This window comes from Halobellus ordinarius (genome assembly GCF_031823395.1).
In the GTDB taxonomy this organism is placed as follows: domain Archaea; phylum Halobacteriota; class Halobacteria; order Halobacteriales; family Haloferacaceae; genus Haloquadratum; species Haloquadratum ordinarius.
On sequence record NZ_JAVQKJ010000003.1, the window covers coordinates 352,133 to 367,355 of the forward strand.

General features: G+C 65.6%; 17 protein-coding genes, 1 tRNA gene and 1 pseudogene. 6 read left to right on the forward strand and 13 right to left on the reverse strand.

Annotation, left to right across the window (positions count from 1 at the left end):
* Positions 1-2 precede the first annotated feature (2 nt).
* From RJT48_RS05230 to RJT48_RS05245, 4 genes are read right to left on the reverse strand one after another with little or no spacing between them, the layout of a single operon-like run.
* Entirely contained in the window at positions 3-803 is an 801-nt protein-coding gene (locus tag RJT48_RS05230) for a cytochrome b (RefSeq protein WP_311171190.1), read from the reverse strand.
* A 2-nt stretch (positions 804-805) separates the two neighbouring features.
* Positions 806-1,192, reverse strand: coding sequence for a DUF7318 family protein (locus tag RJT48_RS05235; RefSeq protein ID WP_311171191.1), 387 nt, complete (start codon positions 1,190-1,192; stop codon positions 806-808).
* A complete protein-coding gene (locus RJT48_RS05240) occupies positions 1,192-1,866 on the reverse strand; it encodes a plastocyanin/azurin family copper-binding protein (RefSeq protein WP_311171192.1) in 675 nt (224 codons plus the stop codon). The genes RJT48_RS05235 and RJT48_RS05240 overlap by 1 nt, the downstream gene beginning before the upstream one ends.
* A gap of 59 nt (positions 1,867-1,925) precedes the next feature.
* Positions 1,926-2,747: a DUF7319 domain-containing protein gene (locus tag RJT48_RS05245; RefSeq protein ID WP_311171193.1), complete on the reverse strand. Its 822-nt coding sequence runs from the start codon at positions 2,745-2,747 to the stop codon at positions 1,926-1,928.
* A gap of 104 nt (positions 2,748-2,851) precedes the next feature.
* Here RJT48_RS05245 and RJT48_RS05250 point away from each other — a divergent pair, with 104 nt between their 5' ends.
* Complete coding sequence (locus RJT48_RS05250) at positions 2,852-3,334, forward strand: DUF7321 family protein (RefSeq protein ID WP_311171194.1); 483 nt, start codon at positions 2,852-2,854, stop codon at positions 3,332-3,334.
* A gap of 226 nt (positions 3,335-3,560) precedes the next feature.
* Here RJT48_RS05250 and yciH read toward each other — a convergent pair.
* The 7 genes and pseudogenes from yciH to RJT48_RS05285 all read right to left on the reverse strand — a co-directional run.
* Positions 3,561-3,848: pseudogene (yciH, locus tag RJT48_RS05255) on the reverse strand (stress response translation initiation inhibitor YciH); the annotation flags it as partial.
* A 92-nt stretch (positions 3,849-3,940) separates the two neighbouring features.
* Entirely contained in the window at positions 3,941-4,633 is a 693-nt protein-coding gene (gene nth, locus RJT48_RS05260; RefSeq protein ID WP_311171195.1) for an endonuclease III, read from the reverse strand.
* Positions 4,634-4,724: 91 nt separating this feature from the next.
* Positions 4,725-7,436 (reverse strand): DNA double-strand break repair ATPase Rad50, encoded by a 2,712-nt coding sequence (gene rad50, locus RJT48_RS05265; RefSeq protein WP_311171196.1) that lies wholly within the window; start codon positions 7,434-7,436, stop codon positions 4,725-4,727.
* Positions 7,436-8,815 (reverse strand): DNA double-strand break repair protein Mre11, encoded by a 1,380-nt coding sequence (gene mre11, locus RJT48_RS05270; protein ID WP_311171197.1) that lies wholly within the window; start codon positions 8,813-8,815, stop codon positions 7,436-7,438. The genes rad50 and mre11 overlap by 1 nt, the downstream gene beginning before the upstream one ends.
* A 67-nt stretch (positions 8,816-8,882) precedes the next feature.
* Positions 8,883-9,347, reverse strand: a complete 465-nt coding sequence (locus RJT48_RS05275) for a DUF7966 family protein (protein WP_311171198.1) — start codon at positions 9,345-9,347, stop codon at positions 8,883-8,885.
* A 200-nt stretch (positions 9,348-9,547) separates the two neighbouring features.
* Complete coding sequence (locus tag RJT48_RS05280; protein WP_311171199.1) at positions 9,548-9,811, reverse strand: MarR family transcriptional regulator; 264 nt, start codon at positions 9,809-9,811, stop codon at positions 9,548-9,550.
* A gap of 167 nt (positions 9,812-9,978) precedes the next feature.
* Entirely contained in the window at positions 9,979-11,922 is a 1,944-nt protein-coding gene (locus tag RJT48_RS05285) for an ABC transporter ATP-binding protein (RefSeq protein WP_311171200.1), read from the reverse strand.
* A 279-nt stretch (positions 11,923-12,201) separates the two neighbouring features.
* Between RJT48_RS05285 and RJT48_RS05290 the strand changes: the two genes are divergently transcribed.
* Positions 12,202-12,357 carry a rubrerythrin-like domain-containing protein gene (locus RJT48_RS05290; RefSeq protein ID WP_311171201.1) on the forward strand — a complete coding sequence of 52 codons (156 nt, stop codon included), beginning with the start codon at positions 12,202-12,204 and terminating at the stop codon, positions 12,355-12,357.
* 47 nt (positions 12,358-12,404) lie between these two features.
* On the opposite strand, the gene RJT48_RS05295 is transcribed toward RJT48_RS05290, so the two are convergent.
* Entirely contained in the window at positions 12,405-12,674 is a 270-nt protein-coding gene (locus RJT48_RS05295) for a DUF7538 family protein (RefSeq protein WP_311171202.1), read from the reverse strand.
* 68 nt (positions 12,675-12,742) lie between these two features.
* On the reverse strand, positions 12,743-13,255 hold the full coding sequence (locus RJT48_RS05300; protein WP_311171203.1) for a DUF192 domain-containing protein: 513 nt from the start codon (positions 13,253-13,255) through the stop codon (positions 12,743-12,745).
* An 86-nt stretch (positions 13,256-13,341) separates the two neighbouring features.
* On the opposite strand from RJT48_RS05300, the gene RJT48_RS05305 reads away from it, so the two are divergent.
* From RJT48_RS05305 to RJT48_RS05320, 4 genes are all read left to right on the forward strand, one after another.
* Positions 13,342-13,414 (forward strand) — tRNA-Val (locus RJT48_RS05305).
* Positions 13,415-13,476: 62 nt separating this feature from the next.
* Complete coding sequence (locus RJT48_RS05310) at positions 13,477-13,635, forward strand: hypothetical protein (protein ID WP_311171204.1); 159 nt, start codon at positions 13,477-13,479, stop codon at positions 13,633-13,635.
* Between the two features lie 101 nt (positions 13,636-13,736).
* Positions 13,737-14,627 carry an alpha/beta hydrolase fold domain-containing protein gene (locus RJT48_RS05315; RefSeq protein ID WP_311171205.1) on the forward strand — a complete coding sequence of 297 codons (891 nt, stop codon included), beginning with the start codon at positions 13,737-13,739 and terminating at the stop codon, positions 14,625-14,627.
* Between the two features lie 121 nt (positions 14,628-14,748).
* Complete coding sequence (locus RJT48_RS05320) at positions 14,749-15,201, forward strand: DUF7518 family protein (protein ID WP_311171206.1); 453 nt, start codon at positions 14,749-14,751, stop codon at positions 15,199-15,201.
* Positions 15,202-15,223 lie beyond the last annotated feature (22 nt).

Here is a 15,223-nt window from a genome sequence, read left to right on the forward strand (position 1 = left end):
GTTTAGTGGGGTTCCGCGATGCCCTGCACCCAGACGATGCCGATGTGGATCGCGATGAGCGTCGTCACCACGAATGGGAGCAGGAACACGTGGAGGATGTACATTCGTTGCAGTGTCGCCTGACTCAGCGAGAAGCCGCCGAACAGGAGCTGGGCCACCCACTCGCCGGCGAGCGGGATCGAAAGCGACATTTCGACGCCGATCTGGCCGGCCCAGAAGGCGAGCTGGTCCCACGGGAGCAGGTAGCCAGTGTACCCGAACACCATCGTCAGGCTGATCAGTACGATGCCGATCAGCCAGTTCAACTCGCGGGGCTCCTTGTACGCGCCGGTGAAGTACACCCGGAGCATGTGGAGGAACACCGCGGCGACCATCACCTGCGCCGACCAGCGGTGGATCGACCGGAGCATGAAGCCGAACTGGAGATCGCGCATAATGAACGCGATGCTGTCGTAGGCCACAGTCGCTTCCGCTGCGGCGGCGGTCGAGGGGCTGTAATAAAAGCCCAGGAGCGCGCCGGAGATGGCGGCGACGACGTACGCTAATGTCGAGAACAGCCCCAGCGTGTACAGCGGGTACCAGTACCAGAACTTGTTGTCGAGGTTGTACTGTTCGGTGTGGCTCTTCGGCATCTGGAGGTTGACCCGGTAGTAGAGGGTCTCCAGAAGCTCCAGATAGTCGACGATGCGGAGCCGCGTGTCGAGCCAGATGAGGGTGGTGAGGAAGGCCGACTCGATCGGCGTCAGATCCTTCTCCTTCATCCAGCCTTTGTGATCGTATTCGTCTTTCTTTTCGAGGCTCATTGTTATCGCTTGTAGTACGGGTAGATCGCGCGCTTGACGTGGTCCCACGCGCCGTCAGCGAACGGCGTGCCGTCGACGTCCTCCTCGCGGACGTAGAGGTCCTCCCACTTGCGACGTCGCTTCTTGACGATCACGACGTCCGGCAGGAACTCCTTGCGGTACAGTGCAAGGATGAACGCCAGGTCGATGAAAATAACGGCCAACACCGCACCGAGGTACATATTGCCCGTGTCGCTCAGGCCCCAGCCGGAGATGAGACCGTAGGTGAACAGGAACGCGAACACGACCTCGATGATCGTCAGCAGGATGATCGCGATGGCTGCTGCCGTGCTTTCGCGTGCCGGTTCGTACCGATGGATATCGCCGTAGGTGCTGCCACTCGATGACATTATCCGTTCCTCCCGGTGCCCGTATGCGGGGATTCACCGTATTTCAGGATGTAGAAGGTGAAGATGATCGTCACGATGATCCCGAGGATCGTGGCCGCGCCGACCCAGTGGGCGTGAATCGGGACGCCGAACTCGTGGAGTTCCTTCTCGCCGCCCCCGCCACCGCCGCCACCGCCCGAGCTGGGGTTCTCGACGACCTCGATGGTCGCCTCCATCCCGGCGCTGCGGTGTGGGTCACAGTAGTACTCGTAGGTGCCGAGCGTCTCGAACGTGTGGCTGTACTCGAAGCCCGTGTTCTCGATCGGCTCGTGGCCGCCCCAGTTCGCGTCCTCGGGTTGGCTGTCGACCACGATGTTGTGGTTGTCGGAGTCCCAGACGAACTCCACCGTCGTTCCGGGGGCGATCTCCAGCGGCTCTTCAGTTCCGGGTTCGTACACCAGGGAACCGCCAGGCCCGACGGTCACCGTTACGGTCTCGCCGCCTCCGCCGCCGCCTCCGGCCTCGGTTCCGGTCCCAGTTCCGGTTGCCGTGCCGGTTCCAGTCTCGGTTGCCGTGCCAGTGGCTGTCCCGCCCGACGTCTCCGTCTCCTGAGCGGCGCCGAGTCCGGCGGTGGCAGAGGCCGTCGTGGCGGCAGCAGGGACGCTTGCTGCGCGCAGAAAGTCCCGCCTCTTCATACAGGCTGATCTCAGGATGGAACGCGCTTAAACCCACCGACTCCCCCCTGTGGACGGTGTTACCGGTCTCCCGAACTGCCTCGTTCGTCGCCCTCGTCGTCGGCGGCGGCGGCGGTTTCCTGTCCCGCCATTCGGACGGCCTCGGGGAGGACATCCGGATCCTCCTCGTCGACGAGGTCGAGCGCTCGGAGCCGGTTGCGGAACTCCGCCGCCCGGAACCGATCCGAAAGGCGGGCGTTCGCCACCACTACGAACAGGAAGACGCCGATCGCGAGGAAGCCGAACGCGGCGACGGGCGCGACGACCGTCGATAGTGAGGGCAGTGCGATCCAGGCGATCAGCAGTCCCAGGCCCGCAAGAATCTGCACGCCAGCGACGATCTGCAACATCAGATTGCCGAGCGCGCCGCTGCCCTCGATGATGTCCTCCGGGTCGGGGAGGGAGGCGTCCGCCGGGGCGTCCATCAGCTCGTAGTCCTCCATCGAGCAGAGTGCAACCGTCGGTTTGACGTCGCGGAGTACCGTTCCCTCACCCTCGACGCTCCCGTCGGGGCGGATGACCGCATAGCCCTCGTCGGAGTAGGCGACCACGCGATCCTCCCCGTCGTCGTCGATCCGCTCGATGATCGCGAAGATCTCACGGATCGCGACCCGCGCGTTCAGTTCCTGCTCGACCCGGTCGAGCAGTTCCTCCCCGACGATCCAGGTGTCCGGGTCGAACGCCGCCTCCCACTCTTCGAGGCTCATCTCCGCCATCTCCGCGGGGCCGAAGTCCTCGAAGTCGTAGGTCTCCTCGACCTCCTCGCGGAGCGCGTCGATGTCGTCGCCGGCGGAATCCGGTCGGTCCTCGCCCGCCGACGACCCCTTGGGAGACTCCGTCATCGTGCGGGGGTTGGGGCGGCACGCTTCTTAGGGTAACGGTTCCCGACCCGGAGCTGCCGCCGCGAGTCGGGCACTTTACCCGCGGAGGATCCTAACTCCCGGCGATGGCATCCGAATCGACCATCGCGACGATCGCTGCGCTGATGGTCACTGCGAGTCTGCCGTTTTACCTCTACGGCGCGTGGATTATGATCGACGCCGAGGTCGTGACCTGGGACGTTCTCGTGTATCACCTGTGGTTCATCGTCCCCGGGTTGATCCTCAACACCATCCCGGTGGTCGCGTGGATGCTCCCCCGCCTGCTGGACCAACTCAGCGGCGTGCTCGTGGTCCACGCCATCCTCGGACTCCAGGCCTACGCGCTGCTCGCGTTCGCGCTGACCGGCATCGTCCGGATCTTGCAGGTCAAACGGGAGGCCGACCTCTACGAGGACCCCACGCAGGACGTCGATCTGAACGACCTCCACCCGAATATGGGCGCGTGGCGGGGACGCCTCCGCGTCGGCGTCTTCGGCTACGTGATCTTCTGGTTCCTCGCGTGGCTGCTGGGCCTGTATCAGTTCGTCGGGCGCTACGTGCTCGGGTGAGTGCTTTGGACGGCTTTCGGTCCGATAGCGACCGCAGCTTGCTTCTGACCGCGCTGCCACCCTCTCCAACGGACTAAACCGGGTCCCGCTGCCCGCATTCGGGACAGAAATTTGGCTCTCCGCTGTCGGAAAGGTCGCTCCCGCAGTTCGAACAGACCCGATATATTTCCGTATCCGTGCTTCCCTGGCTACGTTCCGGGTCCGCATCGGTCGCGGGGTCGTCAGTAACGGCAAACCCCTTATCCCGGAGAAATGCTGTCGCCCGCCCCGCGTGGTTGCCCTGAAGCTCTATGGTGTCGTCCTCCGCAGTCACCCCACAGCCCAAGGTCGATCGGAAATCTGCAACCAGCGCGTCCGTATCCACGTATCTGGAGTCGAATCCCCGGATGACTGTGACCTCCTTTCCGTAGCGTCGCTCTTCGATCTCGACAGTGAGTGCGCCCGCATCATCGGCAGGCTGCTCACAGACACAGAGATCCCGAGGCAGTCCGCACGTTTTACAGACGTCTGACATTAATCGGGCAGTGCAGCGGCGTTCACTAAGTAGTGGCGAAAATTCGAGTCTCACAAGCGTACCTCACGCCATCCGGTCGCTTCGAATCGGGATCAATTCCCGTCCCACGGCTCGCCGGATGCGAGGTCGACGTCGCTGTCGAGTTTCGAGGACGGACAGATGTCTTCGAGTACGCAGTCGGCACAGTCGGGATTCCGCGCGGTACAGGTCTCGCGGCCGTGACTGATGAACAGGTGGGTGCACTGCTGCCACTCCGATTCCGGGACGAGTTCCATCAGTTCTTCTTCGATCTTTTCGGGACGCTTCTCTTCGGTGAGTCCGAGTCGTCTGGAGATGCGCTGGACGTGCGTGTCGACGACGACGCCCTCGACCACGTCGTGGCCGTGCTGGAGGACGACGTTCGCCGTCTTGCGACCGACGCCGGAGAGGTCCGTGAGTTCGGCCATCGTGTCGGGGACCTCGCCGTCGTGTTCGGCGACGAGCGTCTCCCCGATCGATTTGAGGTAGCCCGCCTTGTTGTTGTGGAACGTGATGCCGTAGATGTCCTCGGCGAGTTCTTCCTCGTCGGCCGCGGCGTAATCCGCCGGGGTCTGGTGCTTCTCGAACAGGTCCGCGGTCACCTCGTTGACCCGCTCGTCGGTGCACTGCGCGGAGAGGACGACGGCGACGAGCAGTTCCAGGCGGTTCGAGAAGTTCAGCGAAATCGTCGAGTCCGGATACTCCGCCGTGAGGCGGTCGAGAACCTCCGCAGTCTGCGCTTTTCGGTCGGAACGCGGCGTGCCCATATCTCGGCGTGGTCGTCGTGGTTGATGATGCTATCGGCTTTCCGTCAGTGTGGCCGGCGGCGGCAGTAGCCGCTCCCCCGACCGCGGCCGATCAGTCGTCCGCGCTCGATTCCACAGCCGCCAGCGACGCGTCGTCGGCGCGCGTGACCGTCGAGCGGTTGCTCGTGGGATCTTTCTCGACGGTCACCAGGTCGTCGGCGGCGGCGACGAGTTCGTCGTCGTGGCTCACGATCAGGATCTGGTTGACGCCCAGGCTCCGCATCTTCTCCACCAAGTCGACGAGCCGGGAGACGTGCCCCGAGTCGAGGAACACCGTCGGCTCGTCGAGGATGAGCGGCGGCATCGGCGCCGACCCCTCGATCCCTTCCGCGAGCAGCCGGTAGATCGCACACCGCAGCGAGAGGTTGAACAGCGCCCGTTCGCCGCCGGAGAGCTGTTCTGGGTCCAGCGCGGTGCCGTCCTTCTGGAAGACCGTCAGTTCGTACTCGCCGTCGAGGCGGATCCGCGAGTAGGCGTCGTTGCCGTACACCAACTCGAAGGTCTCGTTGAGCATCCGTTCGAGCGTCTCGACGTTGCGTTGCCGCAGTTCCGCCCGGAGGTCGCCGTAGGTCGACTCCAGCGTCGAGATCTCCCCGTGGAGCGACTCCAGATCCGCGACCCGCGCCGCGACCGCGTCCCTGTCCGATCGGAGTTCTTCCAGTTGGGAGAGTTCGCCGTTCACGCTCCCGATCTCGCTTTGGAGGTCGTCGCGCCGCTCGCGGAGTTCGTCGAGTTTGACCGCGACGTTTTCCAGATACTCCTCGGCTTCGGCCTTGTTCGTCCGTGCTTCCTCGATCCGGGATTCGTCGATCGCCTCGGCGAGTTCTGCGCGTCGGTCCCGCTTCTCCTTGAGGAACTCCCTTCGTTCGTCGTTCCGGTCGGCGATCGCCTCGCGACGTTCCCGGAGCCGGTCGATCTCGGCGTCGACCTCCCTGAGCTCCGACCGGAGGTCCACGACGCGATCGAGCCGGTCGTGCGCCGCCTCGACGTCCGAGAGGTCGTCTTCCAGGGACTCGACGCGCGCTTCCGCCTCGGCGGCCGCCTCCGCCTGAGTCTCCGCCGCATCACGCTTCTCTTCGGCCTCGGCTTCGAGGTCCGCTGCTTCCTCCCGGAGGGACTCCGCCTCCGATCGGTGTTCGTCGGCGGCGGTCCGCGCATCTTCGATCCGATCTTCGATCAGGGAGCGCTTCTCCCGCAGCGCGTCGAGGCGGCTCTCGGCCGCCGCGAGCGACTCGGCTATCTCCAGAGTCGACGACAGCTCCTCGCGCCGGTCGGTGAGCTCTTCGACCTCGGCTTCGAGGTCGTCGATCCGTGCCTCGTACTCGCCGATCGCGTCGACGTGCGGCGACTCCTCGACCGGCTGGCCACACTCCGGACACTTCCCCTCAGCGCGGAGTTCTTTCGCCTCCGTGAGTCGCTCGCGGACAGATTCGAGTTCGGCGCGAGCGTCGGCGAGGTCCTCGCGCACCTCCTGTAACTCCGCTTGCACCGACTGGCGGTGTTCGTCCGCGCCGCCGACATCGATCGGGGAATCGGCGAACCGCTCGCGGAGTGATTCGATCTCCTCGTCGACCGCGTCGCGCTCGTCGATCCGCTCTTCGATCCGCTCGTCGGCCTCCGTCGCCGACTCGTCGGCGTCTGCGGCCCGTTCGCGGGTCGACTCGGCGCGGGACGCCAACTCGTCGGCGCGTTCGTCCAGCTTCTCGGCCTGATTCGACAGCATCGTCTCCCGTTGCCGCGCGTCCTGTAGTCCCTCGCGGACTCCCCCCTCTCGTTCGTCGAGCGTGTCGCGGTGGGCTTCGATGGTTTCGTCGTCGAGTGCGTCGCCACCGCTGCCTACGCCGTCGGTCGCCAGATCAGTCGCCGAGAGCGCCTCGTCCAGTTCGGCTTCGAGATCGTCGAGTCGCTCGCGGGCGTCGAGCACCTCCTCGCGGAGGTCCTCGCGCGCGGATTCGTCGTCGCTGATCGTCTCGCGCAACTCCGCGATGTCGGCATCGAGGTCGTCGAGTTCCGCCTTCGTCTCCTCGTAGGCGTCGAGGACCTCCTCGGCGTCCGCTTTCGTCTCCTCGGCGCGCGCCTGGTTCTCCTCGAAGCGGTCGATCTCGGCGTCGACCTCCGAGAGTTCCGTTTCGAGGTCGTTCAGGCGCTCGTGAAGCCCGGCATCTTCCTTAGCTTCGATCTGGGAATCGAGTTTGGAGAGGGCGCCGCGCTGCTCCGAGAGGACGTCCTCGACACCCAACCGCGCCCTGCTCGCCCGCTCGCGGTACTCCTCCAGTTTGCCCAGCTGCAGGAGGTCGTCGATGGTATCCTGTCGCTCCGCGGGGGTGGCGTTGATGAGCTTGTTCACCTCGCCCTGGCGGACGTACGCGCAGTTGACGAACGCCTCGGCGTCCATCCGGAGGAGGTCGGCAACGAACGCCCGCACGTCGGTGGCGCCGTCGATCTCGACGTCCGGGCCGTCGAGCGTACAGCTGGCGGTCTGCATCCGCTCGCCCGAGCGGCGGAGTTCGCGTTCGATCCGGTAGGAGGCACCGTCGTGAGTGAACGACAGCGTCACCGCTGCCTCGTCCTCGCCGGTCGTCACAACGTCGTCAAGCGTCTCGTCGAGCGCGCGGGCGCCGTAGAGCGCGAAGAAGCACGCCTCGAGCAGCGAGGACTTGCCGCTGCCGTTCAGGCCGTGGATGACGGTCACCCCGTCGCGGAGGTCGAGATCCGCGTCGGCGTACGGTTTGAAGTTCCGGAGCTGAATTCGGTCGAAGCGCATCAGAAGTCCTCCATCGTGACCTGGCCGTCGGGGGCGTCAGTGTCAGCTCCGACTATCCCGTCTGTCGGATCAGCGTCCGGTTCCTCGCCTTGGGAATCGTCTTCCGGTTCCTCACCGGCTTCCGCGGGAGTGTCGTCGCCTGCGTCCGGATCTTCGTCCGCGTCCGGATCTTCGTCCGCGTCCGGATCTTCGTCCGCGTCCGAATCAGCGGCCTCGGCTTCCTCATCGGCATCCGAACCAGCGCCCTCGCCCTCGTCGTCTACGTCCGCCGCGGTCTCGAAGGCGTCGCCGCCCTCCGAAAGCAGGTCCGACACGCGCTGTTCGACCGTCTCCCGGACGTTCGAGTCGGGGATCGCGCTCTCGCGCACCGTGTCGTCGACTTCGAGCGCAGCTGAAGAAAGTCCGAGATCGCGGACGCGTTCCGCGACGGCGTCGTCGGGGTCGGCGAAGGAAACGTCGACCGTCCCATCCGTTTCGCGATCGCGGCGGTCGGTCACGCGGGCGACGAGTGCACCGCGCTCCGACAGCGACTCCTCGATCGCGGCGGGAGAGACGGGTTCCCCCTCGCCAGTCACCTCGACGATAACGACCGCGTCGGTCACCTCGTGTTGGCGGGTCTGCTCGCGGACCCGCGCTTCGCCCTCACCCGGCGCCAAAGACACCGAGACGAAGACGAACGGGCGCGTTTCGAGGGTCCGACGGCGGATGTCGACCGCGTCGTCGAACGTCACGAGGTTGTAGCCGCGCGGTTCCTCCTCGGCCGCACTCGCGCGCTCGGTCGACCCGCAGTAGGTGACCCACGTCCCGTCGACGGTCTCGACGCCCGGCGCGTGGTTGTCGCCGAGCAGCAGGGCGTCGAAGTCGACGTTCGACCGGTCGAGCACGGTCTCCGTGTCCCAGTCGGCGTGGGCGAAGGGCGTGAACAGGCCGTGGCTGACGAGCGCCGCGTGGTCGGCCTCGTGGGCCGCGAAGTCGTAGTCGAGATCGGCACGGCGGGATTTCGGCACGTGGTCGAGCCCGTAAAAGGCCGTCTCGCCGATCCGTCGGGGATCGGCGCCGAGCCGTTCGCCGAGGTTCAGATCCGCAAAGAGATCGAGCCACTGTCCGCCGCGGGTCGACTCGTGGTTGCCGACGACCGCCAGAAACGGGATGTCCGCCTCCCGGAGGCGACGGAGAGCGCGGATCGTACCCAGCAGGTCCCGGAGGTCCGGGCGGCGGTCGTGGAACAGATCGCCCGCGTGGACGACGGCGTCGACGTCCATCTCGACCGCGTCGTCGATCACCCGCTCGAACGCCGCGAGGAAGTCCGCCCGGCGCTCAGGCGAGTGGTACTGCCGGTACCCGATGTGGGTGTCGCCGGTGTGGATCACCCGTGTCATCTATCGGCGTGTTGATCGCTATGGGGTAAAACGGTTCCGCGAGCGCGGCGGAAGTGGATCGTGGCCCTCACGGCGATTGTGGGTCCGTCGGTGCTCGGTCAGTCCCAACCCTCGGTTCGGCCTGTTCTCCAGACAGTGCAGCCTCCAGCCGGCGGAGCGTCGCCCGCGCGTCTCGACCCCGTTCGGCAACCTCGACCGCGCCCCGGCGGTCGGCGGCTTCGATCGCGGCCGACAGGTTCGGGAGGCGACCCGCAGCGAGGTAAGCTGCGGCCGCGGTTGCAGCGGAGACGGCGCGTTCGGCGTCGTGAACGACGCGATCGGGATCACGGACGGCGTGTCCAGGTTCACCAGTTGGGTCGGCATCGCGTTCAGATCCCTCGCACGTACCGCGATCACGCCGCTGCTCGTCGAGTGACGTCGTCGACGCCGGACGCGCCGCGCCCGCGGTCGACGTCGCGAGTGCGCGCAGTGAGCGACGAACCGCCTCGGTCGAGGGCGATTCCGGGGCAGGTGCGGACGGCTGTTCGGTCACGGAGACCCTGGTTCCGTCTTCCTACTTGAACGTCTGGATACTTGGAGTCCCCCACAGTACGAACGGCAGGTCGTCAGAAACGGGTGGCCGGACCGTCAGAGACCGAGCCGTCAGAGACCGAGCCGTCAGAGACCGAGCCGTCAGAGACCGAGCCGTCAGAGACCGAGCCGTCAGAGGCCAAGCCGTCAGAGACCGAGCCGTCAGAGATTCAGCGTGTACAGGCGCTTGCGCGCGTCAGTGAACGAGAAACGCGAGTCGACGACGTTTGCATCTTCGAGTCTGGACAGCGCGTACCGAACTGTCCGCGGCGGCAGCAGGGTCTCCTCGGCCAGTTGGCTCTGCGTGAGCGTGTCGTTGTAGTCGAGTACCTTCGCGACGAGTTTCGCGCTCGGCGGCATCTCACGAACCGGTTCCCAGCGGTCCGTCGATTCCTCTTCGTTGGCGAATACCTCGGTGGTGCTCATTCGTGTTACCCACTGCGAGATGTAGGTAAATAATATTTACTATACCTGATTATTACCCATAGGAATTCCAAGATGGAGTAGACGGTCTATTCGATCGCTACTCCGGAGCGATATCACAGCGGTCCCGGCGCAGTTTCGGCCCTAGTGGCGCATCGAAGGCACCGGTGTCAGTCGTCGGCGTCGGATTCGACGCCCCGGCGCGATGCCCGGCGACTGGCGCGCTCGACGAACTCCTCGGGGAGTTCCTCGATCTCGCCCGCCTGGACTCCCCACAGGTGCGCGTAGAGTCCGTCGTTGGCGAGAAGCTCATCGTGGTCGCCGCGTTCGACGATACGCCCGTCTTCCAGGACGACGATCTTGTCGGCGTCCTTGATCGTCGAGAGGCGATGGGCGATGCTGAACGTCGTTCGGTCCGCCGTGAGTCGGTCCAGCGAGCGCTGGATCAGCATCTCCGTCTCGGTGTCGACGTCGGAGGTCGCCTCGTCGAGCACGAGGATCTCCGGATCCCTGAGCACCGCCCGGGCGATCGAGAGCCGCTGCCTTTGACCGCCGGAGAGCTTCACGCCGCGTTCGCCGATCTCGGTGTCGTAGCCGTCGGGGAGGTTCCGGATGAATTCGTGGGCCTCGGCGGCCTTCGCGGCCGCGACGACCTCGTCGTGGTCGGCACCGAACGTCCCGTAGCGGATGTTCTCCTCGACCGTGCCGTAGAACATAAACGTGTCCTGGCTCACGTAGCCGATCGATCGGCGGAGGCTCGGAATCGTGACGTCGCGGATATCTGTCCCGTCGACCGTGATCGCGCCCTCGTCAACGTCGTACATCCGGAGCAGGAGCTTCAGTACGGTGGATTTTCCCGATCCGGTGGGACCGACCAAGGCGAGCGTCTCCCCGCCGTCGACGGTGAAGGAGACGTCCTCGACGATCGTCTCCTCGGCGTCGTAGCCGAAACTCACGTCGTCGTAGACGACGCGTCCGTCCTCGACGACGAGGTCGTCCGCGTCCGGATCCTCGGCGATCCGGGCGGGTTCGTCCATCAACCCGAAGATCCGCGAGGCGGAGGCGTACGCGCGCTGGTACATATTGATGATCTGCCCGAACTGTGCCATCGGCCAGATGAACCGCTGGGTGAAGAGGATGAACCCGACGAACTGCCCGGGCGTGAGCCGGCCGGTGAAAAACAGCGGCGCCGTGCCGGTCTGCTGGTACGTTAGCACCCACACGCCGCCGATGAGGAACGTGACGACGAAGCTGATCCCCGACAGCAGCCTGAGCCCAGGGAAGAACTTGATTCGCGTGCCGATCGCGTCCCAGTTGGCGTCGAAGTAGTCCTGGGACGCATCGTCGACGCGGTCGGACTCGAACGTCTCCGTGTTCGAGGATTTGATCACCTGGATCCCGCCGAGGTTGTTCTCCAGCCGCGAGTTCAGTTGCCCGACCGACGAGCGCACCTCGGCGTACTTCGGCTGGATCGTCTGCACGAACCGGTACGTGAAGTAGCCGATCAGCGGCACGACGGTGAGCGTGACGACCGCCAGTTGCCAGTTCCAGTACAGCAGGATCGCCGCGATTCCGAGCACCATCACCCCGAGGCGGAACGCCGAGTTCATTCCGTCGTTGAGGAACCGCTCGAGGCGGTTGACGTCGTTCGAGAGGATCGACATCATCTCGCCGGTCTGCTTGTCGGCGAAGAAGTCCATATTCAGCCGCTGCATCTTGTCGTAAGTATCGGTCCGGATCGCGTGCTGGATGTGCTGGGCGAATGAGTTCCACCCCCAGTTGCGCGTCCAGTGGAACGCCGCGCCGCCGAAGAAAGCAACGGCGATCAACGCCACCGACAGATAGAGCTGCCCGGTCTGTGTTGCGGGGAGCCACGCGTCGGGCACGAGCCAAAGCGAGAAGGGCCGTTCGTCGAAGAAGATGGAGTCGACCGCGACCGTCAGCAGGACCGGTGGCAGCAGGTCCAGCAGTCGCGCGACGACGCTCGACGTGACGCCGACGACGAAGGCGAGGACGTTCTCGCGGCCATACTCGCCGAAGAGCCGGCGCATCGGGTTCTCCGCACGCTCACGCTGGCGCTCGAACGGGTCGTCCTCGTCGACGGGGGCCGCCATCACCGACGTTCGGGGCTCGTCGGTACTAAAGGGTTCCATCCGGCCAAAGACTTCGGCGATATCCGCTGAACGGAGCTTTCGATGTTGGGTGGAGGCAGTCGGTATCGAACGCCGTTTGCCGAGCGTCCTGACGGCAACTAGTTGTGAAACGCTCCCGTGACAGCAGCGCAGTCAAGACAGGAATATGGTCCCGGGGAAAGACGGGCGATCCGACTGTCCCCTGGCGTATATAACTAACTATGATGTTTTATATAGTTCGCACGAAAAACAAATACAATTATGCCACACGACCAAGATGTCGAGGACGCAAACAGCCCCGAATCCGAGTCGACGTACGAATGTCTCAAGTGCGGGAGACTGACCGAGTCGATGACACACCCGGGGACCTGTGCCTGCGGCGGGGAGTTCCAGAACCGCGGGAAGTCCTTAGAGTAACTGTCGCTCGTTCTCCGAGGGTGCGGGATGGAGAGCGAAGACGCGACTCACAGCGACTGTCGTTCGATTTCCGGATCGATCCCGGCCGTGTCGAGATCCTCGCGGATCCGCTCGCGGAGCGGCTCCGGGACGGTCTCGCGACCGACGGGCACGGCGGTTTCGCCGTCGCCCTTGACTTTCCAGTAGAGGACACATTCGGAGGGGCCGTAGAACTCGATGCTGTAGCGATCGCCCGCGCCGTGGTAGTGGACCCGGGCGGCGTACCCTTCGGCGTGCCACCCTTCGAGGGCGTCGAGTTCGGCGGTGCGGTCGTCCATACGGGCCGAACGGTCCCCCCGGTCCTCGGCTTTTCGGATCGGAGCCGTCGGCATCCCGCCACAGGAGGCTACTCCGCCGTCGGTCCCCAGTCGCCGGCGATTCGGACGCGGTCGCCGACGGTGATGTTGTGGTCGTCGGTGTACTCGTACGGGGCTTCGAGGACGTATCGGCCGCGACCGGAGTACCGGGGTGAGTCGGCGCCGTCCGCCGGGAGTTCGGCGTGGTGGATCGCCGTGATCCGCCCGTCGCTGTCGACGAAGACGATGTCGATCGGGAACGACATCCCGCGCATCACGTACTCGTACTCGTCTTCGGAATCGTGGACGAAGAGCATCCCCTCGTCTGCGCCCAGTGACTCGGTCTCGCTGAGTCCCGTGTAGCGTTTCGCGGTGCTGTCGGCGACGCGGACGTCGACCGCCGCGAGCTGCTCGCCGGAGTCGTTGTCGACGACGGTGACGGTCGTCCGCTCGTACTCGCCAGTCGGGAGCAGTCCCGGATTGCTGGCGACGGCAACGAACCCGATCGCAAGGAGGATGACGACCGCGACCGCGAGGGCGGCGAGTCGCGTCCGGTCGGCCATACCGGGCGTTCGGGCGTGCAGTGGTAAGGGTTCCGCTCCTCGGGATTGGAAACCGTTTTACCCGTGTATAGTCTCCGTCGAGGTGCGGGCTCGTGGTCTAGTGGTAATGACGCTTCCCTTACAAGGAAGAGGTCGGCGGTTCGATCCCGCCCGAGCCCACTCAGCCCGAGGATTTTCCGAGCGGCGGATCGAACCCCGATTCAGGAGTGGCCACCCAGTAGATGAAAGAGATCTCCGAGATGGACGACGAGGAACTGCTCGACGAGTACAGGGCAACAGTCGAGTTCCGGGCTATCGAGTCCGAGCACGGGCAAATCACCCCGCACGAGATTCAGTTCAGGAAGGCGCTCGAAGAAGAAATCCTCGAACGGATGGGCTAGTTACCCGGAAGGCTCCGTCACCGTCGATTCGATCTCGGACGCACGGACCACACGGCACGGGAACGAAACCTATTCCGGCGAGGCCGTCGAGACCACGGTCGATGCCCGGGGGGCTCGCCGACGCCGTCGAGATCGACGTCCACCGCGGAGTGCCCTTCGCGGCCCGCCCGGACGAGACCCTGCTGCTCGACCTCTATCGGCCGGCGCCAGCGTCGGCGGAGTCGCCCCGGAAGTCGGCCGAACCCGCCGCCCGCCGCGCCGCGGTCGCGCTCGTGCCCGGCGCCCAGTGGCGGACGTGCGACCGGGGAGAACTGGCGCGGTACGCGCTCGACCTCGCCGAGCGGGGGTACGTCTGTGCCGTCCCGTCGTACCGCGGCAGCAACGTCGCCGCTTTCCCGGCGCAGATCCGCGATCTGAAGGCCGCGATCCGGTGGCTCCGGGCGCACGCGGCCGATCTCGGCGTCGCCCCCGGGCGGATCGGGGCGTTCGGGCACGACGCGGGCGCGCATCTCGCCGTGCTCGCGGCGCTGACGGCGGACGACGAGGCGTTCGCGCCACAACCCGAGGTCGTTGTGGACGTGGCGGAGCGTGTCGCCATCGACGTGAGCGATGCGCTCGCGGCGGTCGTCGGCGTCGCGGGCACGTACGCGCTCGAACATCAGCCGGAAACCGACGCGCTCGTGGCGTTCCTCGGCGGCGATCGCGAGTCGGCGCCGGAGGCCTGGAAGCAGGCGTCGCCGTCGACGTATCTGCGGGAGCGGGCGGGAGGCGGGTCCGGAAGGACCGGCGTCCCACCGCTCCTGTTGCTCCACGGGGAGGACGACGACGTCGTCCCCGCGATGGCCTCGGAGTTCTTCCACGATCGGCTGGCGGAAAACGACGTCCCTGCGGAGTGTGTCGTCGCCACTGGAGCGGGCCACGACGTCCACCGGACACAGCGGTCGTTCGCGTTCGGGTGGACCGAGGGGTTCTTCGACAAACACCTCCGGTAAGGCGGTCCTAATCGTCTCATCGCTACCACCCTCGCCGTCGGGCGGACGTTCCGTACTCCTGTCACATCCCGGGTAGATGTCTGACGTACGTTTATGTGGCCGGAGGCGGGCTATATTCCCTATGAGCAACCGCGTGGAGGAACTCGAGTCGAAGGTCGCGGAGCTACAAGCCGCCGTCAACGGGCTGACCGAAGAGCTCGTCGAGACGAAAGAACGCGTCCGACTCCTCGAGGAGGAGGTCGAGGTCGACCTCACCGCGGGCAGCCGACCGGTCGGATACGGGACCGACAGGTCCGAGGACGCGACGGCTGACGACGCCACGGCCGATGAGGCGGCGACAGACGCCGATCCCGAGGCGGAGACGGTCGTCGACGATCCCCACCGGGAGTCGGCGGCACAGGCGGAGTCGCGCCGGGAGGCCTCCGCCCAGCACGCGGACGACGCCGACTTCATCGACGCCGACGCCGAGGATCACGTCCCCAGCGAGGCGAGCGACGCCGACGGGGATAAGGGGGACGAGGCCGACGGTGACGACGAGGCGGCGACCGAAGACGACGATATAATCGTCGCATAACCGGGGCGTCCGCCCGCTACGA